Origin of the sequence: Asticcacaulis sp. DW145, from assembly GCF_037101385.1 — a bacterium.
Taxonomy (GTDB): domain Bacteria; phylum Pseudomonadota; class Alphaproteobacteria; order Caulobacterales; family Caulobacteraceae; genus Asticcacaulis; species Asticcacaulis currens.
In genome coordinates this window covers 1,970,511-1,995,296 of the sequence record NZ_AP029024.1, presented here as the reverse complement: position 1 = coordinate 1,995,296, position 24,786 = coordinate 1,970,511, and the positions used below count along the sequence as shown (strand labels likewise).

The 24,786-nt window shown below is 62.2% G+C and carries 22 protein-coding genes; 14 read left to right on the top strand and 8 right to left on the bottom strand.

Annotated elements, in window-relative coordinates; translation table 11 throughout:
• Positions 1-8: 8 nt before the first annotated feature.
• Positions 9-1,673 (bottom strand): M28 family peptidase, encoded by a 1,665-nt coding sequence (locus tag AACH73_RS09215; protein ID WP_338734647.1) that lies wholly within the window; start codon positions 1,671-1,673, stop codon positions 9-11.
• Positions 1,674-1,771: 98 nt separating this feature from the next.
• Between AACH73_RS09215 and AACH73_RS09210 the strand changes: the two genes are divergently transcribed.
• The gene (locus tag AACH73_RS09210; protein ID WP_338734645.1) at positions 1,772-2,170 is read left to right on the top strand and encodes a VOC family protein; all 399 of its coding nucleotides are present in this window, start codon (positions 1,772-1,774) and stop codon (positions 2,168-2,170) included.
• A 143-nt stretch (positions 2,171-2,313) separates the two neighbouring features.
• Positions 2,314-3,996 carry a methyl-accepting chemotaxis protein gene (locus AACH73_RS09205; RefSeq protein ID WP_338734643.1) on the top strand — a complete coding sequence of 561 codons (1,683 nt, stop codon included), beginning with the start codon at positions 2,314-2,316 and terminating at the stop codon, positions 3,994-3,996.
• A 132-nt stretch (positions 3,997-4,128) separates the two neighbouring features.
• Here AACH73_RS09205 and AACH73_RS09200 read toward each other — a convergent pair whose 3' ends face one another.
• Entirely contained in the window at positions 4,129-5,838 is a 1,710-nt protein-coding gene (locus AACH73_RS09200) for a hypothetical protein (RefSeq protein ID WP_338734642.1), read from the bottom strand.
• Between the two features lie 219 nt (positions 5,839-6,057).
• Between AACH73_RS09200 and AACH73_RS09195 the strand changes: the two genes are divergently transcribed.
• The 6 genes from AACH73_RS09195 (at position 6,058) to dinB (ending at position 11,861) form a co-directional block, all read left to right on the top strand.
• A complete protein-coding gene (locus tag AACH73_RS09195; RefSeq protein WP_272742520.1) occupies positions 6,058-6,768 on the top strand; it encodes a response regulator transcription factor in 711 nt (236 codons plus the stop codon).
• A 101-nt stretch (positions 6,769-6,869) separates the two neighbouring features.
• Entirely contained in the window at positions 6,870-8,450 is a 1,581-nt protein-coding gene (locus tag AACH73_RS09190) for a stimulus-sensing domain-containing protein (RefSeq protein WP_272742519.1), read from the top strand.
• A gap of 56 nt (positions 8,451-8,506) precedes the next feature.
• Entirely contained in the window at positions 8,507-8,935 is a 429-nt protein-coding gene (locus AACH73_RS09185; protein ID WP_272742518.1) for an HPr kinase/phosphatase C-terminal domain-containing protein, read from the top strand.
• 155 nt (positions 8,936-9,090) lie between these two features.
• On the top strand, positions 9,091-9,495 hold the full coding sequence (locus tag AACH73_RS09180; RefSeq protein ID WP_272742517.1) for a PTS sugar transporter subunit IIA: 405 nt from the start codon (positions 9,091-9,093) through the stop codon (positions 9,493-9,495).
• A 92-nt stretch (positions 9,496-9,587) separates the two neighbouring features.
• Complete coding sequence (ada, locus tag AACH73_RS09175; protein ID WP_338734641.1) at positions 9,588-10,640, top strand: bifunctional DNA-binding transcriptional regulator/O6-methylguanine-DNA methyltransferase Ada; 1,053 nt, start codon at positions 9,588-9,590, stop codon at positions 10,638-10,640.
• 132 nt (positions 10,641-10,772) lie between these two features.
• A complete protein-coding gene (dinB, locus tag AACH73_RS09170) occupies positions 10,773-11,861 on the top strand; it encodes a DNA polymerase IV (RefSeq protein WP_272742515.1) in 1,089 nt (362 codons plus the stop codon).
• Here the strand turns inward: dinB and AACH73_RS09165 are convergent.
• Positions 11,858-12,244, bottom strand: coding sequence for an OsmC family protein (locus AACH73_RS09165; protein ID WP_272742514.1), 387 nt, complete (start codon positions 12,242-12,244; stop codon positions 11,858-11,860). The two genes, dinB and AACH73_RS09165, sit on opposite strands and share 4 nt — an antisense overlap.
• A gap of 221 nt (positions 12,245-12,465) precedes the next feature.
• Between AACH73_RS09165 and AACH73_RS09160 the strand changes: the two genes are divergently transcribed.
• Entirely contained in the window at positions 12,466-13,089 is a 624-nt protein-coding gene (locus tag AACH73_RS09160) for a pyridoxamine 5'-phosphate oxidase family protein (protein WP_338734640.1), read from the top strand.
• A gap of 61 nt (positions 13,090-13,150) precedes the next feature.
• On the opposite strand, the gene AACH73_RS09155 is transcribed toward AACH73_RS09160, so the two are convergent.
• The gene (locus AACH73_RS09155; RefSeq protein ID WP_272742512.1) at positions 13,151-14,122 is read right to left on the bottom strand and encodes a quinone oxidoreductase; all 972 of its coding nucleotides are present in this window, start codon (positions 14,120-14,122) and stop codon (positions 13,151-13,153) included.
• Positions 14,123-14,279: 157 nt separating this feature from the next.
• Positions 14,280-15,041 carry a class II glutamine amidotransferase gene (locus AACH73_RS09150; RefSeq protein WP_272742511.1) on the bottom strand — a complete coding sequence of 254 codons (762 nt, stop codon included), beginning with the start codon at positions 15,039-15,041 and terminating at the stop codon, positions 14,280-14,282.
• 243 nt (positions 15,042-15,284) lie between these two features.
• On the opposite strand from AACH73_RS09150, the gene AACH73_RS09145 reads away from it, so the two are divergent.
• Positions 15,285-15,719 carry an OsmC family peroxiredoxin gene (locus AACH73_RS09145; RefSeq protein WP_272742510.1) on the top strand — a complete coding sequence of 145 codons (435 nt, stop codon included), beginning with the start codon at positions 15,285-15,287 and terminating at the stop codon, positions 15,717-15,719.
• 113 nt (positions 15,720-15,832) lie between these two features.
• Here the strand turns inward: AACH73_RS09145 and AACH73_RS09140 are convergent, their stop codons facing one another.
• The gene (locus tag AACH73_RS09140) at positions 15,833-16,615 is read right to left on the bottom strand and encodes a 3-hydroxybutyrate dehydrogenase (RefSeq protein WP_272742509.1); all 783 of its coding nucleotides are present in this window, start codon (positions 16,613-16,615) and stop codon (positions 15,833-15,835) included.
• 9 nt (positions 16,616-16,624) lie between these two features.
• Positions 16,625-16,984, bottom strand: coding sequence for a phasin (locus AACH73_RS09135; RefSeq protein ID WP_272742508.1), 360 nt, complete (start codon positions 16,982-16,984; stop codon positions 16,625-16,627).
• A 382-nt stretch (positions 16,985-17,366) separates the two neighbouring features.
• Between AACH73_RS09135 and AACH73_RS09130 the strand changes: the two genes are divergently transcribed.
• Genes AACH73_RS09130 through AACH73_RS09120 form a run of 3 tightly spaced genes read left to right on the top strand, consistent with a single transcriptional unit; the run spans position 17,367 to position 20,867 of the window.
• A complete protein-coding gene (locus AACH73_RS09130; RefSeq protein ID WP_272742507.1) occupies positions 17,367-18,041 on the top strand; it encodes a response regulator transcription factor in 675 nt (224 codons plus the stop codon).
• Positions 18,042-18,050: 9 nt separating this feature from the next.
• On the top strand, positions 18,051-19,520 hold the full coding sequence (locus AACH73_RS09125) for a HAMP domain-containing sensor histidine kinase (protein ID WP_272742506.1): 1,470 nt from the start codon (positions 18,051-18,053) through the stop codon (positions 19,518-19,520).
• Between the two features lie 12 nt (positions 19,521-19,532).
• Positions 19,533-20,867 (top strand): S41 family peptidase, encoded by a 1,335-nt coding sequence (locus AACH73_RS09120; RefSeq protein WP_338734639.1) that lies wholly within the window; start codon positions 19,533-19,535, stop codon positions 20,865-20,867.
• 398 nt (positions 20,868-21,265) lie between these two features.
• Here AACH73_RS09120 and AACH73_RS09115 read toward each other — a convergent pair whose 3' ends face one another.
• The gene (locus tag AACH73_RS09115; RefSeq protein ID WP_272742504.1) at positions 21,266-21,469 is read right to left on the bottom strand and encodes a hypothetical protein; all 204 of its coding nucleotides are present in this window, start codon (positions 21,467-21,469) and stop codon (positions 21,266-21,268) included.
• Positions 21,470-21,732: 263 nt separating this feature from the next.
• Here AACH73_RS09115 and AACH73_RS09110 point away from each other — a divergent pair, with 263 nt between their 5' ends.
• On the top strand, positions 21,733-24,693 hold the full coding sequence (locus AACH73_RS09110; RefSeq protein ID WP_338734637.1) for a bifunctional [glutamine synthetase] adenylyltransferase/[glutamine synthetase]-adenylyl-L-tyrosine phosphorylase: 2,961 nt from the start codon (positions 21,733-21,735) through the stop codon (positions 24,691-24,693).
• The last annotated feature ends 93 nt before the right edge of the window (positions 24,694-24,786 follow it).

The window sequence follows — 24,786 nt, the reverse complement described above, 5'->3', positions numbered from 1 at the left end:
CCGGCTAACTACTTCCGCACCCCGGCGCTCTTGTCGCGCACGGGGCGGAATTCCGAACCGGCCTTCCATTGCGGCCAGTCGCGGCTATGGGCCAGATCACGCCCCAGCCGGTAGGCGAGGTCGATATCTTCGACCGCGCCGCTGAGGTCCCAGTCGGCGCTCCACGCATCGCAGGTCTTGTGATAGCAGTTGGCCGTATAGTCGGCGACCCAGCGCTCTCCGGCGGGGCGTCCACCTTCGATCAGATCAGCCCCGCCGCCCAGACCCATGATCAGCAGGGTCGGCACACCCCGCTTGGCCACCGAAAAGTGGTCGGCGCGATAGAACAGGCCGCGTTCGGGGGCGGAATCGGGCGTCAGGGTGCGCCCCTGAGCCGCCGCCAGCGTCGCCAGACGGTCTTCCAGATCGTTCTGCCCCATGCCGATCAGCACCATATCCTTTGCCTTGCCCGCCGTTTGCAGCACGTCCAGCGTGATATTGGCCACCGTGGTTTCCAGCGGATAGGTCGGGCGATTGGCATAGGTTTCCGAGCCCAGCAGCCCGCGTTCTTCGGCGGTCCATAGCGCAAAGACGACGCTGCGGTCAGGCCTTGGTCCCTGCACAAACTGACGGGCGATTTCCAGCACGGCAGCGGTCCCTAAGCCGTCATCATTGGCACCGGGGCGGATGGTGCGGCCCTGCGCGTCCGCCGGACCTATGCCATAGGCGTCCCAGTGCGCGCCGTACAGGATCGACTCGTCCGGACGGGTCTTGCCGGGCAGGCGGGCGATGACGTTGTGGCTCTGCACCTGATCGCTCTTGACCGCGGCCTCGATCGACAGGCGCGCATCCCCGATGGCGACCGGCTTGAAATCATCCCGACGCGCCGCCACGCGCAGCGCCTTGAGGTCCAGCCCGGCCTTGCGGAACAGGTCCTCGGCCGCCGCGCCGCTCAGCCAACCCTGAAACGGCACGGCCTGAAGCGCATCGGGTTGGCGCACCACGTCGAAGACTTCGGAATGCGGGGCGGTGACCGTGCTCCAGCCATAGCCCGCGCCCGGCGTTTCGTGGATGATCAGGGCACCGGCGGCCCCCAGACGCGCGGCAATCTCATACTTATAGACCCAGCGCCCGTACCAGGTCATGGCCCGGCCACCGAAACGCCCGGCCACCGGCTCACCGGCGGCGGCTTCGAAATCCGGATCATTGATCAGGAAGACGGCGATCTTGCCTTTGAGGTCCACGCCCTTGAAATCGTCGCGCTGACGCTCCGGGGCCTTCACGCCATAGCCGACAAAGACCAGAGGCAGGTCCTTGACCGACAGGCGCTCGACCGGGCGGGCTGTGGCCAGATAGATGTCCTGTTCGTGGATGAGGGGCTGCACACCTGCCGCCGTGCGCAGGCTCAGCAGCGAAGGTGGCGACAGGCGCGTATGGGTCAGTGGCACGGTCTGAAGATAGGTACCGTTTTCACCACCGGGCTCAAGGCCCAGCGCCTTGAAGCGTTCGCTCAGCCACGCAATGGTCTTGGCTTCGCCTGCCGTGCCGGGGGCGCGGCCTTCAAAGGCATCCGAGGCCAGTACCTGCACGTCCTGCGAAATCCGCGCGCCGTCGATACCGCCGGACAACTGCGCCAACGCCCCACTGGCGGCGAAGCTGGCGATCAGGCCGAGGCAGAACAGCGTGCGTTTCATGATCGGCTCTCCGTTACCAAACGCCTTTTATAGGTCCGCCCCCTGATGATGCGCAATCGGCATTTGCCCCTTCGCGGTTAGCTCGATAAGCTGGGGTCATGACCACTGTAAAACGCCTCGATCACTTCAATATCCAAACCCATGACATGGCGGGCACCATCGCCTTCTATGCCGATCTGCTGAATCTGGAGGCGCGTGCGGCGCCGGAGCGCGACCCGGCGGACCGCATGTGGCTCTATGATTCCGGTGACCGCGCCGTGATCCACCTCAACCGGTTTGGCACCGATAACACCATCCCGCGTGGAGTGGTGCCCGGTAACCCCACCGGGGCGATCCACCATATCGCCTTTGAATGCGACGGCTATGAAGAGACGATTCAAAAACTGAAAGACAAGGCTCTTTACTACGCCACCAATGATATTCCGCGTATTTGTTTGCGACAGATATTTGTCACCGATCCCAATAATGTTCTGCTTGAGCTGAACTTTCGTCAGTAGAGCGTTTCAATATTTACGAAACGGATTTTGAAGTTTCGTTTTTAAACCCGCATTTGTACTATAGTTAACGCTCTGTTCAGCATTAATGCGGAAAATTGGGAAGCATCCGCTCTTGATGTTCCTCCCCTATTTCCGTGTGCTCAATGTTTAAAAATTTTACCATTCGTGCGCGTATCATCGCCGCGTTCGCGCTCATCCTGTTCGGAACGGTCGGGCTGGGTCTTTTCAGCATCAACCAGTTAAACGCCGTCAATCGGTCTGTGGACGATCTGGGGTCCAACTGGCTGCCGACGGCCAATACGCTGGGGGACGCCTCGCAAACCTTTGAACTGATGCGTCTGCGTCAGGCGCAACTGCTCATTGTCGATGAGGCCGGGCGTCCGGAAATCATCGAGAATATTGCCAAGGCGTCGAAGGAGATGGACGCGACGCTCGAAAGCTACAAGACCATGATCGCCAATAGCGACGAGCAGGCGCTTGCCGACAAGATCTATGGCACGATGGACGGGTATCGCACCAACAGTCAGCGCTATCTGGATCTGGTGGCTGCGGGCGATATGGTGGCGGCGCAAACCTTCTTCATGAACGATATGCAGACTCAGGCACGTACGCTGCGCGACGCTATTCGTGCCGACCGCGCCTATCAGGTCGAGGAAGGTAACAAGGCCGCCGCTCAGGGTATCGCCACGGGCAAGTCGGCCGCGATCCTGATCCTGATCGCACTGGCGGGCACGGCCATTTTCGCTTCCATCATCGGCTTCCTGATGATCCGCAGCGTCTCGGTGCCCATTGCCCATATGTCGGATGTCATGCGCGCCCTGTCCGGCGGTCAGACCGATGTGAAGGTGCCCAATCTGGGGGAACGCAACGAAATCGGTCAGATGGCCTCCGCCGTTGAGGTCTTCCGCGACGGCATGATCCGCAATCTGGCGCTTGAGGCCGAGGCCTTGAAGGCGCGCGAAGACTCCGAATATCAGCGCAAGCAGGCCATGCGTGAGCTGGCGGCGGATTTTGAAGGGGCAATCGGCGGCGTGGTCGATATGGTCTCTTCGGCCGCCACGGAAATGCAGGCCACGGCGGCACAACTGACCGCGTCAGCGCAGGAATCCTCAGCGCAGGCGCAATCGGTATCGGCCGCGGCCGAAGAAGCCGGCACAAACGTCACCTCGGTCGCCGGTTCGGCCGAGGAACTGGGCGCTTCGGTGTCTGAAATCAGCCGTCAGGTTCAGCATTCGCTCGTCAAGGCGCGCGAGGCGGTGGGTGAAGCCGAGGCCACATCTGCCATCGTCAACGAACTGTCCGAAGCTGCCGGCCGCATCACCGGCATTGTGGATATGATCTCCGGCATCGCCTCGCAGACCAATCTGCTGGCGCTCAACGCCACCATCGAATCGGCACGCGCCGGTGATGCGGGCAAGGGCTTCGCGGTCGTCGCTGCTGAGGTGAAGACTCTGGCTACCCAGACGGCGCGCGCCACAACCGAGATCAACCAGCAGATCGCCGGTATTCAGGCGACCACCGAGCAGGCGGTGCGTGCCATCGAAAATATCTCGCAAACCATCCGCATCATCAACGACTCCTCGGCGACCATCGCGGCGGCGGTGGAACAGCAGGGGGCGGCGACAAGCGAAATCGTGCAGGCCGTCAATCAGGCCTCCATCGGTACCAGCGAAGTCACGCAAAACATCACCGGCGTGGCCCGCATGGCCGAAGAAACCGGCATGGGCGCGTCTCAGGTGCTCAATGCCTCCTCCGAACTGGCGCAACAGGCGGAGAAACTGCGGGCGCAGGTCAACAGCTTCCTGACGCAGGTGCGCGCGGCGTAAGGCGGTTCAACCCTCAAATGGAAGAGCCCGGCGGTGTCGCCGGGCTTTTTCTTTGTCGCGCCGGGCCTTTATGGTCGCATGAGCGGGTTCATGGCCAGGGCCAAACGTGTTCAGCGCCGCGGGCCGCCGCTATCAGGCCGCCAGTCCCGCCTGCACCAGCATGGGCTTCAACTGCCCCAGGGCAGCGGGATCCCCCATCAGGCTGGTCCGCACATCCGGGGCGCGCAACTGCTTCATCACCTCGGCCTTGGCCAGTTCGCTGAGCGCGCCCTGCGGCCCGGCCTGACCGGTGGCGAAGCTGAGCAGGGCGGTAATGCGCTGGATCGGGGTTTTGGAGCCTTTGAGGATGTGGGGAATAAGCTGAATGTCGCCGGCGATCTGCGCCCCGATCTGCCCCAGCCGCGCATGGGCGGCTTCGGTATCGGTTTCGCCAAGGCTCGCCTTGCTAACGCGTCGTTGCAGCAGGGCAAGAAGCTGAAGCCGTTGCCCCGCCGGCCGCTTGGGGTCGCGCAGATCGGTTTCGAAACGGTGCGCCGTAAGCGACGACATCAGCCAGCGCGCCGCCTGCTTCTTGTTGGCCGCGCCGACGACGTTCTCACACAGCCACAGGATGCGCTCAATCTCTTCGAGGCAGTGGGGCGCCCCGCGGGTCAGGCCTTCGACAAAGGCGCTGGACACCAGCATCTTGGAGCGTTCGATGAAAGCGTCGGAAATATCCTCGCGCTCGACCTGCTGCTGGCTGCCCGCGGTGAGCGCCAGCGCCATGGCGCGCAGGAGGTCGATTTCGCCGACCGGGTTTTCAGGCATCAGCCGCTTCACGCCGCGCAGTTCACTCAGCACATTGCGGAAGGCCTGAAGCCGCAGATCGCGGAAATGGCCCTGCCGGATCAGGCGGGCAAACTCTTCGAGGTGCGCCGGCGGCGCGGGCAGGGCGCGTCCAATGGCGCTATCCACCGCGCTCAGACGTTCAATGGCTTCGCCACTGACCATGTGGGTCAGAAAGGCCAGACCCTGGCCGAGCGTAATGTCGCTCCCCAGAATTTCGGCCAGCCCGCCCTTGCGTGCAAAAAGTTCGACCAGAGGCGTCTCAATTACGTCGAGCGCCCATTTCAACTCTGGCTTGCCAGCGATAGCCGTTGCGATGCGCGTCAGCGGCATCAGCTTGCGACCGGCATTGCGATCTGTGATCGTCAGTCGGGCCACAGCGCCGCCAAAGGCATAGCCGCGTTCCGGGGATTGCCCGAGGCGCGCCACCTGAGCCGCGATGTCGCCCGTGAGGTCGATCTCGCCGAAGACCTTTTTGCGTCCGTCACCGATGACACGGTTGATAGCCTTGTCCGACAGGTTGTTCCAGCGGCGCATGATCTCATGGATCGACGCCCCGGTCTCTTCGGACTCTGGAATGGCGATCTTCTGGATGGCGTGGGTCAGGTCGTTGGTCGAAACGTCGAGCCGTTCGCACAGGACTGGGCTGTGCAGAAGCTCAAACACGGTCGCACCCTGACGACGCAACCAGTCTTCGAGCACACGGGCAATGGTTTCGCGGGCGTGGCGGCTGTAAAGGTCCTGCGGCGAGGTGCAGACTGGTTCGGTAGGGCTGACCACCTTGGGCTTGCTCTTAGTCTCGGGCAGACCCTCAGTCAGCAAGGTGTAGGAGCGGAATTCGCCGGTATCGTCAGAAAAGACTTCCTTGGTAACCTTAATGGCGGCGGCCCGGCGGGCGGTCAGAAGCTCACGCGCCTGAGCGATGGCGGAGTCGCGGTCATTGAGCGCGTTCTGCAATACCCAGCCCGATTGCGGCGTTTTGCGCGAGAAAACTTCGTAGTGAATTTGACCGGCCATGAAGCCCCGACACGTTTCGTCAATATTGGCTCTTTATGACCCGCTTGTCACAAATGCTGCCATTCGCGTCGAATTGTGGACGAATCCTGTTAAATTAACGTTGAAGGCGCTGTGGGGCCTGATTATGACCCCGGAGCGGCCTATATTTGGTCAATAATTGAGTGTTTGGCGTAAATGGCGTTATAGGTTTACGCCAGACGACAGAGAACCGGAGGGCTCATGGCCAGAATTACCCTTGTCGATGATGACGAAAACATTGTCACCAGCGTTTCGCTGGCGCTGGAAAGCGGGGGACACACGGTGCAGGCCTATCATGACGGTGCGGCCGGTCTGGCTGCGCTTGAAAAGGATCCGCCCGATCTCGCCATTCTCGACGTCAAAATGCCGCGCATGGATGGTATGGAGGTTCTGCGCCGCCTGCGTATGAATTCCAACCTGCCGGTCATCATCCTGACCTCGAAGGACGATGAAATCGACGAGGTGCTGGGTTTCAACCTCGGTGCCGACGACTATATGCACAAGCCCTTCTCGCAGCGCCTGCTGCTTGAGCGGGTCAAGGCCGTCCTGCGCCGCGCCGGCGTTGTCGATCAGGGCGAGCCGCCCGAAACGCAGGAAGCTCTGAATGCCAAATCGCTAAAGCGCGGCAAGCTGGTCATGGACGCCGCACGTCACGAGTGCACCTGGGATAGCAAGCCGGTCCGCCTGACCGTGACCGAGTTTCTGCTGCTGCACGCTCTGGCGCAACGTCCGGGTTTTGTCAAAAGCCGCGACAACCTGATGGATGCGGCTTATGACGATCAGGTCTATGTCGATGACCGCACCATCGACAGCCATATCAAGCGGATGCGCAAGAAGTTCCGTTTGGTCGATCCGGAGTTTGACTCCATCGAAACCCTTTATGGCGTAGGCTATCGCTACCGCGAAGTGTAAATCATGGTGTCTGGCCGCCTCCCTCAGACCTCCCCGGTTGGCTGGGGAGGCATACCGCTCGACGTGAATCGCGCCGGATGCGGTGGAGAGGGACGCGCCTGATGCCCGGCACCGAACCTCAAACTCGCCTTTTTCTGCCCCTCTTCGCACGCATCGGCTTTTTCCGGGCGCGTTTGGGGCGGCTGATCCTGCTGCTGAATCTGGCCGGGCTGCTGATTCTGGTCGTCGGTGCGCTGGTGCTCAACGAGTTCCGTCAGGGCCTCATCGACAACCGCAAGGAGTCGCTGATGGCGCAAGCGGAGACGATGGGCGAAATTATTGCCGAAGTCGCCACCGCCGGCGATCCCGAGCCTTATCTGGAGCCGCAATACGCCGTCCTGGTTCTGGGGCGCTTTGTCCCGGCCGAACAACGCGCGCGTCTGTTTGACGCCAAAGGGCACCTGATCACCGACTCCTATTCGGTGTCTGAACAGGTGGATGTGCGTAATCTGCCGCCGATCGAGACCTCTGGCCCGGACCCGGAGCGGCGCAAGGCCCGTAACCGCAAGCAGGAACTGGCGCACGAGGCACTGGAGGCCGAGGTCAGACAGGCCCTGAGCGGTGAAGCCGTCGCCTCCGTGCGCTATAACGAAAAGGGCGAAAAGGTCGTTTCCGTCTCCGTGCCGCTCAAGCGGGTCAAGGCCATACTGGGCGTTCTGACCATTGAGGCCGGGGATGTGGACAAGATCGTGGCCGCGCAGCGCTGGGCCATGTTGCCCTTTATTCTTGTGGCGCTGGGCGTCAGCCTTTTCTCGTCTCTGCTGCTGCACTGGCTGGTCAGCCGGCCGATCCATCGTCTGTCGGATGCGGCCGATGCGGTCCGGATGCAAAAGGCACGCACCTTCTCCCTGCCGGACCTCGAATCGCGTCACGACGAGGTGGGCAGTCTGGCCCGTTCGCTGCAATCCATGACCGAGGCGCTGCAAAAGCGCATGGACGACATCGACCGCTTCGCCGCCGACGTGTCGCACGAAATCAAGAACCCGCTGACCTCGATCCGCAGCGCGTTGGAGACCCTCAGCCTCGTCAAGGACGATGCGGCCAAGGCGCGCCTGATGGCGGTCATCCAGCAGGATGTGCGCCGTGCCGACCGGCTGATTACCGATATCTCCAATGCCTCACGGCTTGATGCCGAACTGGCAAGGGATGTGCCCAAACCCGTCGATGTGGGGGCGCTGCTCGAAGACATTGTCTCGCTCTATCAGCACATGCCCGACGGGGCAGCAGTTAGCCTTGACCGGCAACTGACCCCGGCGGCCTCAAAGGTGATGGGCCGCGAAGGGCCGTTGGGGCAGGTCTTCCGCAATGTCATCGACAATGCGCGCTCCTTCTCTCCCGCCGGCGGCACGGTGCGCGTCTGCGTCGCCTATTCCGATGCCGACCCGAAGCGGCCGTTGCAGATTGTTATCGAAGACGACGGCCCCGGTATCCCGGCGGAAAATCTGGAGACCATCTTCCAGCGCTTCTACACCTCGCGGCCCAAGGGGACGGACTTCGGGCGTAATTCGGGTCTGGGCCTGTCGATCTCGCGTCAGATTATCGAGGCGCAGGGCGGCCTTATCTGGGCCGAGAACCGTCTGAACAGCGACGGCAGCGTCGCCGGTGCCCGCTTTACCATCACCCTGCCGAACGTGTATCAGTAACCCATACCTATCCCTCCCTAGTAAACTGGGGAGGGATGATTATCCGGAGCCCGTAGTTGTCCCGAATCATCCTTCACGCCACGTCGCTGACCGTGCCTGTCCGCCGACAGTGGCGGGGCGTGCTGCTGATGGGGCCATCGGGCATCGGCAAGAGCGATCTGGCCCTGCGCGCCCTTGAGGCCGGTTTTCAACTGGTCAGCGATGACTACTCCGTCCTGTGGGCCTCGGGCGATCACATTTTCGCCAGCGCCCCGGACACGATTGCCGGACGCATGGAGGTGCGCGGCATCGGCATCACGCCCCAGCCCCGCCGCACCCTCACGCGCGTAAGTCTTTGTGTACACTGTCAATTATCGCCGCCGGAGCGCCTGCCCGAAGCCGAGCTGACCCCCCTATTGGGTCATGAATTACCCACGCTGAGGCTCAACCCAAGGGAAGCTTCCACTGTGGCCAAACTGCTCACCCGGCTGCGTCTTCTGTCGTGATCCCGCGGATCGGCCTTGGCACCGTCGCATTTTCGTCCTAAATCGAAAGACCTTTTTGCAGTGCAGTGAATTGGGTCTATAATCGGGCTCTTGTGCCGCTCCCCGGACTCCCCTTCCGGGACAATCGGGCGGTCACGTGTAGGGATGACGTCTATATGATCGGACTGGTGATCGTGACCCACGGCGGTCTGGCGGAAGAGTTCGTATCCGCCATGGAACACGTTGTGGGACCGCAGGATCAGGTGACGGCCATCTGTATCGGGCCCGAAGACGACGTGGCTCAGCGCCGTCAGGATATCCTCAAGGCGACCTTTGCCAATGACAGCGGCGACGGTGTGATTCTGCTGACCGACATGTTCGGCGGTACCCCGTCGAACCTAGCCATCTCCGTCATGGAACAGACCAAGGCCGAGGTGATTGCCGGGCTCAATCTGCCCATGCTGATCAAGCTGGCGACCCTGCGCAAGCTGGAAGCCCTGTCCGATTGCGTGCAGCACGCGCAGGAGGCGGGCCGCAAATACGTCACCGTCGCCTCCTACGTCCTTTCGGGTGATAACTGATCGTCACCGCCCGAATTTAACCGCAAGGCGCGGGAAGCGCCGACGGGCCGTTGGCGTCACAATGGAGGTATCCGGTGAGTGAGGAACCATCCATGACCGCTGCCTTTGCCCTGACCGAAGACCCGCGCTGGCGGGCCCTGACCACCCGCGATGCGACGCAGGACGGCGATTTTGTCTATGCGGTGAAGACCACGGGCGTCTATTGCCGCTGCACCTGCCCGTCGCGCCGACCGAAGCCGGAGAATGTGCGCTTTTTCACCAGCGGGGCCGAGGCGCAAGCCGCCGGGTTTCGCCCCTGCAATCGCTGCACACCGGATGAGGTCAGCCCGCGCGCGCGTCAGGCGCAGTGGGTGGCCGAGGCCTGCCGCGAGATCGAAACCGCCGAGGTCGAGCCGACGCTGGACGCACTGGCGCAGCGCGCTGGCTTAAGCCCCTTTCATTTTCACCGGATGTTCAAGGCCGCCACGGGTCTGACGCCCAAGGCCTATGCCCGCGCCCATCGTAGCGGCCGGATGCGCGCCGCGCTAAAAGCCAGCGGCAGCGTGACCGAGGCGATCTATGAGGCCGGTTTCAATGCCCCCAGCCGCTTCTACGCCGATACAGCCCATGCGTTGGGCATGTCACCACGCACTTTCCGTAAAGGCGGCGTGGCCGAGGTGATCCGCTTCGCCGTGGGGCAGTCGCGTCTGGGGGCGCTGCTGGTGGCGCGCAGTGAAAAGGGGGTCTGTGCTGTATTTCTGGGCGACGAGCCGGAAGGGCTGGTGCGCGATCTTCAGGACACCTTCCCCAAGGCTGAACTGGTCGGTGGCGACGCGGCGTTTGAAGAGACCATGGCGCGTGTCGCCGGGCTGATCGAAGCACCGCAAACCGCGCTCGACCTGCCGCTCGATATTCGCGGCACCCTGTTCCAGCAGAAGGTATGGGCCGCGCTTCAGGCCCTGCCCGCCGGCACGCGCGTCTCTTACAGCGATCTGGCTGAGCGGGTGGGCCTGCCCGCCGCCGTGCGCGCCGTGGCCTCGGCCTGTGCCGCCAACAAGATCGCTGTGGCCATCCCCTGTCACCGCGTAGTGCGTACCGACGGCAGCCTGTCGGGTTATCGCTGGGGCGTGGAGCGCAAGGCGGCGCTTTTAGACGCGGAACGCTAAATTTAGAGCCGCTTGATTTGTTCTCTTTTTGTGCTATGTTCGCATTACGTTCTAAAGTGCAATCCGATAAAGTGGAAACCACTTTTCGGAAAAATTGCGCGACAGAACAAAAATTCGCTGCGGAACCGCACCATGGAAAACGAGAACATCGAACCCCTGCGCAAGATCATCCATGTGGATATGGATGCCTTTTACGCCTCAGTGGAACAACGCGATAATCCCGAACTGCGCGGTAAGCCGGTGGCCGTGGGCGGTCTGGAACGCGGCGTCGTGGCGGCGGCCTCTTACGAGGCGCGCAAATACGGCATCCGTTCGGCCATGCCGTCGGTGACGGCGCGGCGCAAATGCCCGGACCTGATCTTCGTCAAGCCGCGCTTCGACGCCTATAAGGCCGTATCGAAACAGATCCGCGAGATTTTCGAGGACTATACGGAACTGGTGGAACCGCTGTCGCTCGATGAGGCCTATCTCGATGTCACACACAATCATAAGGCCATCGCCTCGGCGACCCTTATCGCGCAGGAAATCCGGGCGCGGATCAAGCTGGCGACCGGGCTGACGGCCTCCGCAGGCGTGTCCTATAACAAGTTTCTGGCCAAGATGGCCTCGGACTATCGCAAGCCGGACGGGCTCTACGTCATCACGCCGCGCATGGGGCCTGAGTTTGTCGAAACCCTGATGGTGGGGCGTTTTCACGGCATCGGCCCGGCGACCGAAGAGAAGATGAACCGTCTGGGCATCCTGACCGGGGCCGATCTCAAGGCGCAGGACCTGGCCTTTCTGCAAAAGCATTTCGGCGTGTCAGGCGACTATTACTACAATATCGCGCGCGGCATCGACCATCGCCGCGTGCAGCCCGACCGGGTGCGCAAGTCGGTGGGGGCGGAAAACACCTTCTTTCAGGATATCTTCTCGCTGGAGGCGGCGCGTGCGGCGCTTTCCCCCATCGTGGACAAGGTGTGGCGCTACTGCGATCAGCACGGCACGCGCGGGCGTACCGTGACGCTGAAGGTCAAATATACCGACTTCCAGCAGATCACCCGCAGCTATACGGCGGCCGCCACCGTCCTCAACAAGGACGAATTGGCGCGCCTGTCGGGTAGCCTGCTCGAAAGCGTCTTCCCGATCGCCAAGGGTATCCGTCTTCTGGGCGTCACCCTGTCGTCGCTGGGTGGCTCGGAGGCGCAGGCCGAGCCGCAGCAATTATCGCTGGCCATTTAATTAAAGGTGGTGGCTATGTCCGCCCCTTCCTTGAGCGTCAGGGTGACCGGTGTGCGTTCGACCACCTCGGCCAGTCGCGCCCTCTGAGCGTCATCCAGCGCGCCCGTCAGCGTTAAAACGCGCGTAATCTTCGAGCGCTTGTCGTCCTTTGTGTGGTGCAATTCGACGTCAATCGCCTCCAGCGGCCAGCCCTTGCGCGCCGCATACATACGCAGCGTGATGCAGGTGCAGGCCGCCAGCGACGCCAGCAGCAAATCGTAGGGGGCAAACCCGGCATTGCCGCCCCCCAGCGCTTCGGGCTCATCGGCGTTCAGGCGGCGTCCGCCGGTGTCGATGGTGGTGAGAAAGTCAGTGGTACCAATATGAGCGCGCGCATGGGCCATGGAGGGTCTCCTTTGCGGCAACACTATATCCGCCGGGGCGCCCTTCCTATGGCTATTTTACGCAGCGACACCGCAAATAGACAGAGGCGGCGGGGTGCTAGAGCATTCGTCGGATCAGTTGAGCTGCCGTGTTGCTCTAATTTTTGTAGCGCCTCATGTCTTTCCAAAAAGTGGTGTTCACTTTTCGGCATGAGGCTCTAGCCAACCCAAGAGGTAAACGCATGACCACCCTGTATGGCCCTGAGGCCCGCGAACGCATCTGGTCCCTGATCAAAGACACCAGGGTGGCCATGCTGGCGACTCACACAGCGACGGGCCTGCTGCACGCGCGGCCCATGATGCCGCAAATCCGCCACCCGGAAGACAAGGCTTTTGACGGCGTGCTGTGGTTCTTCACCGGGGCCGATACAGGCAAGATGGCTGAAATCGAAGCCAATCCGGCAGCGCTTCTGACTTTTTCCGATCCGAAGGGCCACAACTATGTCGCTATGAATGGCACGGTCACGATCAGCCGCGACCCGGCGATCATTGAGGAACTGTGGTCGGCCGCAGACAAGGCGTGGTTCCCCGATGGCAAGGACGATCCCAATCTGCGCCTGCTGCGTTTCGAAGCGAGCGACGCGGAATTCTGGGACAGTCCCGGTCTGGTTGCCGCCGGTATCGCCTTCCTTCAGGCTCTGGTTACCGGTGAACGCGCCGACCCGGGCGACCACGGTCAGGCCGATCTCGACATTCCGGATTTTCCGGAGGCGCGTTCCGCCTCGCGCGGCGACGGCCCGCGCTCAGCCAGCGAACCGCTGCGCGAAAAAGTCCCGGCGTCCGTCGCCCCGCGTGATCCGCTCTAACCCTGTTGAGGCGACGGCCAAGGTGGCAAAGGCCCATAGAGAGACCAAACAAAAAAGGCAGTCACGGGATTAAAAGCGTGCTGCCGGTGGTGGCGCGGCTCTCCAGAGCTTCATGAGCCGCGCGTGCCTCGGTGAGGGCAAATCGTTGATCAATCCGTATACGGACCTTACCACTCAGGATGACGTCGAACAGGTCCTGCGCCGATTCCAGAAGCGTTGCCCGATCACGGTTATAGCCAAAAACCGAGGGCCGGGTGAGAAACAGCGAACCCTTGGCATTCAGCACCGAAATATCGACGGGCGGCACCGCGCCTGACGACTGGCCGAACGACACCATGAGGCCCAGCGGTTTCAGCACCTCCAGCGATCCGTCAAACGTGTCCTTGCCCACCGAGTCGTACACCACATCGACCTTGCGGCCGTCGGTGATTTCCAGAACGCGGGCAACAAAGTCCTCCGCGCGATAATTGATTAAATGATCATAACCGTTCTGCCGCGCCAGTTCGATCTTCGACTCAGAACCGGCCGTGCCGATGACCGTAGCGCCCAGGGCTTTGGCCCACTGCCCGGCGATCAGCCCGACGCCCCCGGCCGCGGCATGGATAAGGACCGTATGCTCCGGCCCGACGCGGAAGGTCCGCCGCAGCAGATATTGCGCCGTCAGGCCTTTGAGAAAGGCCGCCGCCGCAACCTCATCGCTAATGCCGTCGGGAACCGGGATCAGCTTGTCGGCAGCGATCAGGCGCGTCTGCGCATAGCCGCCGGGGGTCGCCGAATAGACCACCCGGTTACCGGGTTTCACGAAATCGACGCCTTCGCCCACGGCTTCGACAATGCCCGCCCCTTCATTGCCCGGCACAAAGGGCAGGGCGGTCTTGTACAGACCGGAGCGGAAATAGGTGTCGATGAAGTTGACGCCGATGGCGGTGTGACGCACCCGCGCCTCACCGGGCCCCGGATCGCCGACCTCGATCTGTTCTACGCTGAGAACCTCCGGCCCGCCGGTCTGATGTACTTGAATGGCTGTGGTCATAATCGTTTCTTTCCTCCTCCCTGTTGCGCAGCAATAGGGAGGTGTCAGCGCCATTTATGGCGATGACGGAGGGGGATGACTCCGAGGCTTCTCCCCCTCCGTCTTTTGTCGCTACGCTCCAAAATCCACCTCCCCACGCCAAGGCGCAGGGAGGAGATTAAACCACCTCGCCCGCGCGGAAAATCAGCGATGATCCCGGTTCGACCGTCGTCCATACCTCATCGTGGGTGAGGGGCTGGGTGGCGATGATGATGACCTTGTCATCGGGTGTGGTTTCCTGCGCGAAATCGACCTGCATTTCGGCGTCGATCAGGGTCGCACGACCGAAGGGGGCGCGGCGCTGGATATAGGTCAGCTTTTTCGTGCAACTGGCGTAAAGCGACCGCCCGTCGGTCAGTAAAGCGTTGAAAACGCCCATCTTGCGCAACTCGGCAAACAGTCGCTTGACTTCTTTGTCCAGAACGCGGGCCGGCGGATAGTCCATATATTTGCGCACCAACTGATCCAGAATCCAGCAAAAGGCGTGCTCGGAATCGGTGGTGCCGATCGGACGGAAAAAGCTCAGCGGCAGGGCTTTGACGCCTTTGAGCTGTCCATTGTGGGCAAAGGTCCACGCCCGGCCCCACAGTTCGCGGGTAAAGGGATGGGTGTTTTCCAGCGCCACGCGGCCGCGATTGGCCTTGCGCACGTGGGCGATGACCGTCTTGGACTTGATAGGGTAGTCACGCACCAGCGCCGCCAGCTCGGACGTCGCCGACGGGTTCGGGTCGTGAAAATTGCGGCAGCCCTTCTGCTCATAGAAGCTGATGCCCCAGCCATCGGCGTGCGGGCCGGTGGCCCCGCCGCGTTTGGCCAGGGCCGTAAAGGAAAAGCGGATGTCGGTGGGCACATTGGCGCTCATGCCCAGAAGTTCGCACATGTCTCAATACCCGGATATAAACCTCGTCTCACCTGTAACAGGCGCGCACCCCGACCGGCAAACGAGGCTTTCTATCGCGTTGGGTAAGAAGAGATACGCAACAGGATTGCCCGTTTACACATCCCGGTTTACCAATCGTTCCCGTACTGGCCGCGTTGGGGCCGCCTTATTTTTGCAACGCCTCATGTGTTTCCGAAAACCCCTTCACACTTTTCGGCATGAGGCTCTCGATGGAGACTTCGGATGAAACGCACGGCGACAGCCCAGTGGCGCGGCGACGGAATGACCGGCACCGGCACGCTCACCACCCAGAGCGGTGCCTTTACGGCCCAGCCCTACAGCTTCAAGACCCGCTTCGGCGACGAAGAGGGTAAGGCCGGGACCAATCCGGAAGAGCTGATCGCGGCAGCCCATTCGGGGTGTTTTACCATGGCCCTGTCCTTCGCCCTGGCCAAGGCCGGGTTCACGGCGGAGTTGCTGGAAACCGAAGCCGTGGTTGAGGTTACGCCCTCCGAAGCGGGCTTTTCCATCACCGCCATCACACTGAAACTGAAGGCTCAGGTGCCGGGTGTGTCGGCCGAGCAGTTTCAGGAACTGGCCGCTGGCGCCAAGGCCAATTGCCCGATCTCAAAAGCGCTGGCCGCAGTGCCGATCACGCTGGACGCTACACTGGCCTAGTGATCTGATTTTGACATTTGCTAGCACTTGCCACACGCTCAAGGGCAAGGGGCAAGTTCAGTCCACCACCACAACCCTCCCTCCCGGTAAAAGTGCCGGGAGGGAGGGCGCTTTCAGGCCGCCGTCCAGCCGCCGTCGATGGATTGCAGCGCGCCGGTGATCGACCTGGCGGCGTCCGAAGACAGGAAGAGGACCAGTTCGGCGATGTCGTCGGTTTCGACGAATTTTTTGGTCGGCTGGGCCGCCAGCAGCACGTCCTTGATCACCTGTTCCTCGGTCAGGCCGCGCGCCTTGGCGGTGTCCGGGATCTGCTTTTCGACCAGCGGCGTCAGCACATAGCCGGGGCAGATGGCGTTGCAGGTGATGCCGTGTTCGGCCCCTTCGAGGGCGATCGTCTTGGTCAGGCCGGCAATGCCATGCTTGGCCGCCACATAGGCCGCCTTGAACGGCGAGGCGACAAGGGCGTGCGCCGAGGCGATATTGATGATCCGCCCCCAGCCGCGATCCTTCATGCCCTTGAAGCTGAGGCGCGTGGTGTGGAACGCCGCCGACAGGTTGAGCGCGATGATCATGTTCCACTTATCGACCGGAAAGTCTTCGATGGGCGACACGTGCTGAATACCGGCATTGTTGACCAGAATATCGAGCGCACCCAGCTTTTGCGTCGTGTCCGCAATAAGCGCCTCGATGGCCTCGACCTTTGTCAGGTCAGCCCCGTTAAAAGCCACCTCAACGCCGAATTCCGACGCCATACCGGCGCGCAGGTTTTCGATTTCGGTCGGGTCACCCATACCGTTCAGCATCACCTTCGCCCCCTTTGAGGCCAGCTTGCGCGCGATGGCCAGTCCGATGCCCGACGTGGAGCCGGTTACGAGCGCGGTTTTGCCTGTCAGCATGGGAAACTCCTATTCGGGTTGGGACTCTGCGGGGGGGAGGTCGTCTGTCGGCGGCACCGAGGCGTTGAGCGCCTGAAGGCCGCATTGTTCGACAAAATTCATGGTGGCGCGGGTCTGGTTCTGCCCGTATTTGACGCAGGTTTTCGCCCACTGGCTCTGAAGCTCGCGCAGTTCGGCCGGATCGCGGGTCTGGGCGGCCTGCTGCATCAGCGACAGGGCATCGCGCGTAAACGCCGTGGTTTCCTGCGCATAACGGTGGGAGGAGGCCGAAATCATGCCGATGAGATTGACCAGACTGCGCGCCGCCAGTTGCTGCTGCGTGCCCATCATCTTCAGGCCCTGCTCAAAGGGTGAATGGGGTTTGGTCATCGGTCGGTCTCCCCTGTGTAGAGCGCCGGCTCCGTTCAGACTGAAGCGAAATCCGCGTTCTGTTCTTGTGTGGGCGTGGGCCAAAGCTCGGGCGCTTTTGTCTGATAATAAGCGCGTTTGCCATGACCTTGCCAGAGGTATTTATCCGATTTGTGCGCTGCAATAAAGTCGGAAATTGGGCCTCCCTGTGCCGCCCCTACATGACAGCTTTTTAACACCGCGGCCCCTTCACAGGACCAGCGGCGCGCTTTACTAAAGAGAAATGATTTCTGTAATCATTCCGCTCAAGCCGCCATCGAGGCGGCGGCCAAGGTGGCGCAGCCACCGCCCGGCGAGGGGGTAAAACAGGGACAATCACACGGTTGCGCGGGGCATTCAGCACATGACCAAGGTATTGATAGTCGAGGACGATGTCGAAGCGGCCCTGACCATGCAGAAGGGCCTGTCCGAACAGGGCTTCGACTCTGTGGTTACGCACGACGGTGAGGCGGGACTGAAGGCGCTGCGCGACGGTGAGTTCGACGTGGTGGTGCTCGACCGCATGATGCCAGGTCTTGACGGGGTGTCGATGCTGGAAATCGCACGCTCCGAAGGGATCGACGTGCCGGTGCTGTTCCTGAGCGCGCTGGGCGAACTCGAAGACCGCGTCTATGGCCTGAAGGCCGGGGCCGATGACTATCTGGTCAAGCCCTATGCGCTGGTTGAACTGGTGGCGCGGCTTGAGGCGCTTCTGCGGCGCAAGGACACGGGTGCCGTGGAAACCACTCTGCGCGTCGGCGACCTCGAAATGAACCTGATCACCCGCGTGGTTAAGCGCGGCACGTCCGAGATTGACCTGCAACCGCGCGAGTTTCAGCTTCTGGAGTTCCTGATGCGCCACGTGGGGCAGAGCGTGACGCGCACCATGTTGCTGGAAAAGGTGTGGGCCTATCATTTCGACCCGCAGACCAATGTCATCGACGTGCATATTTCCCGCCTGCGCGCCAAGCTGGACAAGGGCTTCGACCGCCCGATGCTGCATACGGTGCGCGGCGAAGGTTATCAGCTCAAGCCGTAAAATCAGGTCGTGTTCGCGCTCCCCAATCTTACGCGCTTTTCGCTGAAAGCCACCATGTTCAGGCAGACGCCGTTCCGTCTGACCCTGATGTTCATTACCGTCTATTCCTTCGTGGCGGTGCTGATCTTCGCCTATATCTACATCGCGTCTTCGGCCGAGACCAAGGCGGTGTCCGATGCGCAGGTCAAGTCGCGCATCGACTATCTGGCGGAGGTGTACCGCGAGCAGGGCGAGGCGGCGGTGCTGGAGACGCTCAGTGAGGAGGACATTACCGAATGGTTTTTCGTCAAGATCGCCTATCGCGGTGACGGTGATATCCTGGCTGAAAACCGGCGCGCCACCACCGAGGTGTCGCCGCAGGTTTTCGACCACATCCGGGAAAAAGCCCGGATTGTCGGCGCAAACGAACGGCCGTTTCAGATCAATTACCGCCTCACCGATCCGTCGGGCAAGCGCAAATCCTATGCCTATCGCGGTCAGGTGCTGACCCTGAAACCCGGCCTGTACCTCTATGTCGGCATGGACACCTCGTGGTCGGAAAAGGGCTTCGACATGGGCTTCAAGGCCCTGTGGGGCGGCGGGGTGCTGGTGATCGTGCTGGGTCTGTTTGCCGGTATGATCATCAATAACGAGGTGTCGCGGTCGGTGCAGGGCCTGATGCAGGTTTTCGATCTGGTCAAGGAAGGCGACCTCAAGGCGCGGGCGAAACTGCGCAATTCGGGGGATGAATTTGACGCCCTGGCCGAGCGGGTCAATGAGACGCTGGACCGCATGGAAAAGACCATGGGCAATCTCAAATACGCCGGCGACGCCATTGCCCACGATCTGAGAACCCCCTTGTCGCGCCTGCGTTCCAAGCTCGAAGTGTCGCTTTACGATGTCGAGAAGGACCCGTCGCAAGCCCCGGAGGTGATCGAGCGGGCGCTGGCCGAAACCGATCAGCTATTGCGCACCTTCCAGACGGTGTTTTCCATCTCGCGCCTTCAGGCCGCGGGTCAGGCCCCCGATCAGAAGCTGTTTGACGCGTCGGCGCTCGCCGAGGACATGCGTGAGTTGTTTGAAATTCTGGCGGAGGATAAGGGGCTGGAATTTACCGCCGAAATTGAGCCGGGCGTGAAGGCCTATGGCAATCGCGATTTTCTGGCGCAGGCCATGGCCAACCTGCTCGATAACGCCATCAAATATACCCAGACGGGCGGCATCACCCTGCGGCTGCGGCACAATTCGCGGCGTGAGATCGAGTTTTCCGTCACCGATACGGGGCAGGGCGTGCCCGAAGCCGACCGCGCGCGCATCACCCAGCGTTTCGTGCGTCTGGAAAATTCGCGCTCGCTGCCGGGTGTGGGGCTCGGTCTGTCGATGGTCGAGGCCGTGGCTGTGGCGCACAAGGGCCGCCTGAGCATCGACGAGGGCCCCGGTGTCTATGGCGATCAGGGGCCGGGTCTGCGCACGGCGCTGGTCCTGCCGCCAGTGGGTTAGGGGAGAGGGAATATGCGCGTAGCTCTGGGTCTGGCCTGTCTGATCTGGGTGCCGGTCATTGCTGAGGCGCAGGAGCGTCCGACGCGCGACGCCGCCGGCTATCTCGCCGATGTCACCGGCGTGTGGCGATCCCCCGACTATGGCCTGCTGGCCGAGATTCGTCGCGACGGGCTCAGCCTCTATCACGAGGCCGGGGGGCTGTGCCTGCCCGACGCCCGCGACGCCGAAGCACAGGCCGAGGGCTTTGCTGTGTGGTCGCCCGTCGAAGGGCCCGTGGCCGAGGCGGTGTTTGCCGAGGTGCCGGGCGGTACACCCTATCTGTTCGAGGGAGCGTCCGGTGTGCCTGCGGCGTGCCATCAAAAGCTGACGCCCGCCCAACGGTTTGATTTCGCGGTTGCGACCCTGCGTCAGCACTATGCGGGTTTCGCGGCGCGGCACATCGACCCTGAGGCCCTGCTGGCCGAGGTGCGGCAGGCCTATCCGGTCATCGACACGGATGACGCGCTGTGGGGCGCACTCAGCCGCATCTTCATCAGGCTCAATGACCCGCATAGCGAACTGCACGGCGTGATCGGGGGCGTGGAAATCGAACTGGCGGCGGGTGAGGCCCCCACTCTGACGGCTGTAGGTGACGCGGCCGCGCAAAAGACGTGGCTGGCCGCCTATCGCGACGGGATACTGTCCGGTTTGTTGCACGGGCAGGGGCATCATGTGGGAAATAACCGCCTTTTCTGGGGCGTGCGCGATGGCGTCGGCTATCTGAATATTGTCACCATGGGGGCGTTTGATGCCAAGGCCGATCCGTCCGACACACAGGCGCTTGAGGCTATTCTGGACGAAGCCCTGACGGCTTTTCAGGGGACGCGGGCCGTCGTGGTCGATGTGTCCAATAATCGCGGCGGTTACGATTCCGTCAGCCGGACCATTGCTGCGCGCTTTTACGATCAGCCGCGTCTTGCCTATCAGAAACGCCCCTGGCGTGAGGGGCAGACAACGACCTCCACCTCGGTGGTGATCCAGCCGTCGTCACGGGTGCGCTATACCGGTCCGGTCTATGTGGTGACGAGCGACATTACGGTCAGTGCCGGGGAAATCTTCGCCCTGGCCATGCGGGCCCTGCCTCAGGTACGGCTTGTGGGGAGTACCACGCGCGGCGCGCTGTCGGACCAGATCGAAAAGCCGCTGGGCGAAGGGTGGCGGTTTTCCCTGTCGGGCGAACTTTATACCAACCCGCAGGGCGAGGTGCCCGAAGGCCGGGGGATCGTGCCGGACACGCCGTGGTCCGTGTTTGAAGGTCGCGGACACGCCGCCAATCTTGCGGCCTTTATCGACGGTCTGAAACCTTAGGGTCCAAACCCAATCAGGATTTGCGGCGTGATATGAGCGCAGATGGTTCCGTTTCAGGAGCCAAATCGCAGGAAGGGTGACCCCTTTCAAGATTTTGCGACGTCAAACGGGGCGATCTGCGCCATACCCCTTCGGGGCGCGGTGATTTTTGCGCCCGGAGGCGTCGGTTGTCGCTTGTGGAGGTCACTCCACGGCGCGCCAATCTCCTGTCCGGACACAAAAGTCACGTCGCGTCACGTCCGAAACCTGATTGGGTTTGGACCCTAGAGCGGATTTCGTTCGGCTTGAATCGAAGTTCCGCTTTACCGGGTTGTTTTGTCGCGCATTTGATTCCGAAGCGGCGTTCGGCGAAGCCAAAACCCTCGCACATGTTTCGCAAAGCGCTCCAGGATCAGGCCTCAGGCCTTTCCGCCGCGCCACTGACGGTAGAAGGTCGCCCACATATAGTCGAGCAACAGATAGACGAAGACCGTCTTGACGAAGGGCAGGGTCTCAATCTCCGTGAACCGCTCGACGGCAATGGCCAGCCATAGCGTGCAGATCATCACCCATCCGGCGATGAGGATTTTCTTCGGCATCAGAAGCGATTGAGCAAAGGACATGGACGCGATACTTCCGGCGGTTGCAGATAAGGCGGTAATAACGGCTCTGGCTTTATAACGGGTTAATTCAAAAACCGCGACTGTATTTGACTTGATTTCTTATTTTTTAACCTTTCCTTCTTTCGTGAAACAAAGGGGTTCACAGTAAAAGACGCAGCCCGGCGCGCAGGGGTGGCCCGCGCACCCTAAGACAAGCCCAGTCGTAAAGCGGGAAACCCAAGGCCACCCTTGTGTCTGCGATGCGATTCACCTAACACAGACATATGGCGGATATTCTCTTTTCCTCGCTGGTGGATCGACTGCATCCCTGCGGGCCGGTGCTGAACGACGGCGCGGCGCTGTACGCCTATGAGGCGATTGCCGAAGTGGCCGAGGCCGAAGGCTGGCCCGACCTGCTGCAACGCGCCGGTCCGGCCCTGATGCCGGTGCTTGGGGCCTCGCCCTATCTGGCCGGGCTGATGCGGCGCGAACCGCAACGTCTGCGCGAAACCCTGATGTCGCCACCCGAAGCGCGGCTGAAGGCCATCCTGCTGGCTACCGAAGCCCTGGCCGATCAGGCCGATACCGTCGAAACCCTCGACGTCGAGGCCGCCAAGCGCGTGCTGCGCCACCTGAAGGCCGATACCCACCTGCTGACGGCGCTGGCCGATCTAGGCGATGTGTGGAAGCTCGATCACGTCACCGCCGCCCTGACGCGCTTTGCCGACGCTGTGACCCATGCCGGGATCGCGCTGGCCGTGCGCGAAGAACGCGACCGCGGCCGTCTGATCGACTATGACATCAAGGGTGAGCGCGGCATCATGCCGGGCCTGTTCGTGCTGGCCATGGGCAAGCACGGGGCGGGCGAACTGAACTATTCGTCGGATATCGACATCACCTTCTTTGCCGAACTGGACGCGCTGCCGTTGAAAGAGGGCGTGGAGGCTCAGGTCTTTGTCGATCGGCTGGCGCGCCGCGTGTCGAACATCCTCAGTGAGCGCACCGGCGACGGCTACGTCTTCCGCGTCGATCTGCGTCTGCGCCCGGACCCGTCCTCGACGCCGACCGTGGTCAGCGTGCCCTTCGCGCTGAACTATTACGAGACGGTGGGCCAGAACTGGGAACGCGCGGCCTTCATCAAGGCGCGGCCCATTGCCGGGGACATGATCGAGGCCAAGGCCTTCATGCAGGCCCTGTCGCCCTTCATCTGGCGGCGCAGCCTCGACTATCCGGCCATTGCCGATATTCAGTCGATCAAGCGCCAGATACACACCTATAAGGTCGATGAACGCCTCGACCCCGCCGGGGCCAATCTCAAGCTGGGCGTCGGCGGTATCCGCGAAATCGAGTTTTTCGTTCAGACGCAGCAACTGATCCTCGGCGGGCGCGACCCGTCGCTGCGCTCACGCCGCACGCTGGACGCGCTCGATGCCCTGCGTCGTGCCGGGCATCTGGCCCCCGCCGTGGCCAAGGAACTGAAACAGGCCTATGTGCGGCTGCGCGACTGGGAACACCGCGTGCAGATGATCGCCGACGAGCAGACCCACACCCTGCCCGAAGCCGAGGACGAGCGGATGCGCGTCGCCGCCATGTGCGGCTTTTCCAACCTCAGCCGCTTCGATCTGGCTGTGTCGCGCACCCTGCGGCTGGTCAATGGCCACTATGGCGAGCTGTTCTCCGATTCCGAGGACCTGTCCTCGTCGTTCGGCAGTCTGGTCTTCACCGGGGTCGAGGACGATCCGGAAACGCTGAAGACGCTGGCCCGCATGGGCTTTGAGCACCCGGAGCAGATTTCGGCCACCATCCGCGGCTGGCACCACGGGCGCATCCCGGCGACGCGCACGCCACGCGGCCGCGAACTGTTTACCCGACTGGTGCCGCGCCTGCTGGAAGCGCTGAACGAAACCGGCGCGCCGGACATCGCCTTCACGCGCTTTGCCGTCTTCTTTTCGGGCCTCAGTGCCGGGGTGCAGATTCAGTCGCTGTTCCTCGCCAACCCCAAGCTGTTCAAGGCGATTGTTGAAATCATGGGCTTCAGCCCGCGTCTGGCGCAGTTCCTGTCGCGGCACCCGACCATTTTCGATGCCATGCTGGACGCCGGCTTCTTCGACCCGCTGGGCGAGGAACTGGATCGTCTGATTCAGGCAGAGGTCGAACGCGTGCCGCCCGACCCGGAAAACGCGCTGGAAAACGTGATGAACGCCCTGCGCCGCATCTGCCGCGAGCAGCAGTTCCGCATCGGGATGCAGATTCTCAACGGCCGCCTGACGACCGAGGCGGCGGGCGCGGCCTATGCGCGTCTGGCCGATGCCTGCATCACCCATCTGTCGCCGCTGGCGCTGGAGGAGGTGCGGCGGCTGGGCGGCCATCTGTCGGGTCAGGTGGCCATACTGGCGCTGGGCAAGCTGGGCGGGCAGGAGATGACGGCGCGCTCCGATCTCGACCTGATGACGGTCTATCTGCCGGACGATCCGTCGGAAATGTCCTCGATCAAGGGCTGGGGGGCAGAAACCTTCTTTGGCCGCTTCACGCAGCGCCTGATCGCCGCCCTGTCGGCCCCGACCCACGAAGGTACGCTGTACGAAATCGACATGAAGCTGCGCCCCACCGGGGCCAAGGGGCCGGTGGCGGTGTCGCTGGCGGCGTTTGAAAACTACTACACCAAGGACGCCGATACCTGGGAGTTTCAGGCCCTGACGCGTGCCCGCGTGGTGTGGGCGACGTCCGAGGATTTTGCCGACCTTGTGCGGCTGAAGCTTGAAACCATCCTGCGCGCCACGCGGTCTGAGGCGCGAACGGCGCTGGACGTGCTCAATATGCGCGCCCTGATGGAGAAGGAACGCCCGGCCAAAAATTTCTGGGATTTCAAGCTGGCCGTCGGGGGGCAGGTCGATTGCGAATTCGCCGCGCAGTATCTGCAACTGGTGCACGCCGCCAATGGCGGGCCGCTGCGCGTCGGCACCATTGCCGCGCTTCAGGCCATGCAGCGCGCCGGTCTCGCAAAAGCCGACGATATCGAAGCGCTGAGCGCCGCATGGCGTGTGCAGCAAAGTCTGGCGCAGGTGATGCGCGTTTCGCTCGACGCCAATGATGACCCGTCGAAAGAACCGGAAGCGTTTCAGCGCAAGCTGGCGCGTGCGGTGCATACGCGCCGTCTCGATACGCTGGAAAAGAAGCTGAAAGACCTGCGCAAACGCGCCCGCAATGCGTTTGAAACCGTGGTCGCGCCGCGCGACGAACGCTAACGACGGATTGTCGGTCTCACCGCGTAAAAGCCTGTAACAAACGGATCGGTCAGATGGCCGCAAACGGTTGCCCAAACCCTTGTTGCTTAAAGG

Excerpts from the sequence above, each read along its gene's own strand:
- AACH73_RS09210 (WP_338734645.1), top strand. The coding sequence starts at position 1,772 with ATGACCACTGTAAAACGCCTCGATCACTTCAATATCCAAACCCATGAC.
- AACH73_RS09180 (WP_272742517.1), top strand. The coding sequence starts at position 9,091 with ATGATCGGACTGGTGATCGTGACCCACGGCGGTCTGGCGGAAGAGTTC.
- AACH73_RS09145 (WP_272742510.1), top strand. The coding sequence starts at position 15,285 with ATGAAACGCACGGCGACAGCCCAGTGGCGCGGCGACGGAATGACCGGC.
- AACH73_RS09190 (WP_272742519.1), top strand. The coding sequence starts at position 6,870 with ATGCCCGGCACCGAACCTCAAACTCGCCTTTTTCTGCCCCTCTTCGCA.
- AACH73_RS09165 (WP_272742514.1), bottom strand. The coding sequence starts at position 12,244 with ATGGCCCATGCGCGCGCTCATATTGGTACCACTGACTTTCTCACCACC.
- AACH73_RS09150 (WP_272742511.1), bottom strand. The coding sequence starts at position 15,041 with ATGTGCGAACTTCTGGGCATGAGCGCCAATGTGCCCACCGACATCCGC.
- dinB (WP_272742515.1), top strand. The coding sequence starts at position 10,773 with ATGGAAAACGAGAACATCGAACCCCTGCGCAAGATCATCCATGTGGAT.
- AACH73_RS09205 (WP_338734643.1), top strand. The coding sequence starts at position 2,314 with ATGTTTAAAAATTTTACCATTCGTGCGCGTATCATCGCCGCGTTCGCG.
- AACH73_RS09135 (WP_272742508.1), bottom strand. The coding sequence starts at position 16,984 with ATGACCAAACCCCATTCACCCTTTGAGCAGGGCCTGAAGATGATGGGC.
- AACH73_RS09200 (WP_338734642.1), bottom strand. The coding sequence starts at position 5,838 with ATGGCCGGTCAAATTCACTACGAAGTTTTCTCGCGCAAAACGCCGCAA.
- AACH73_RS09215 (WP_338734647.1), bottom strand. The coding sequence starts at position 1,673 with ATGAAACGCACGCTGTTCTGCCTCGGCCTGATCGCCAGCTTCGCCGCC.
- AACH73_RS09130 (WP_272742507.1), top strand. The coding sequence starts at position 17,367 with ATGACCAAGGTATTGATAGTCGAGGACGATGTCGAAGCGGCCCTGACC.
- AACH73_RS09160 (WP_338734640.1), top strand. The coding sequence starts at position 12,466 with ATGACCACCCTGTATGGCCCTGAGGCCCGCGAACGCATCTGGTCCCTG.
- AACH73_RS09120 (WP_338734639.1), top strand. The coding sequence starts at position 19,533 with ATGCGCGTAGCTCTGGGTCTGGCCTGTCTGATCTGGGTGCCGGTCATT.
- ada (WP_338734641.1), top strand. The coding sequence starts at position 9,588 with ATGACCGCTGCCTTTGCCCTGACCGAAGACCCGCGCTGGCGGGCCCTG.
- AACH73_RS09115 (WP_272742504.1), bottom strand. The coding sequence starts at position 21,469 with ATGTCCTTTGCTCAATCGCTTCTGATGCCGAAGAAAATCCTCATCGCC.
- AACH73_RS09195 (WP_272742520.1), top strand. The coding sequence starts at position 6,058 with ATGGCCAGAATTACCCTTGTCGATGATGACGAAAACATTGTCACCAGC.
- AACH73_RS09140 (WP_272742509.1), bottom strand. The coding sequence starts at position 16,615 with ATGCTGACAGGCAAAACCGCGCTCGTAACCGGCTCCACGTCGGGCATC.
- AACH73_RS09110 (WP_338734637.1), top strand. The coding sequence starts at position 21,733 with ATGGCGGATATTCTCTTTTCCTCGCTGGTGGATCGACTGCATCCCTGC.
- AACH73_RS09155 (WP_272742512.1), bottom strand. The coding sequence starts at position 14,122 with ATGACCACAGCCATTCAAGTACATCAGACCGGCGGGCCGGAGGTTCTC.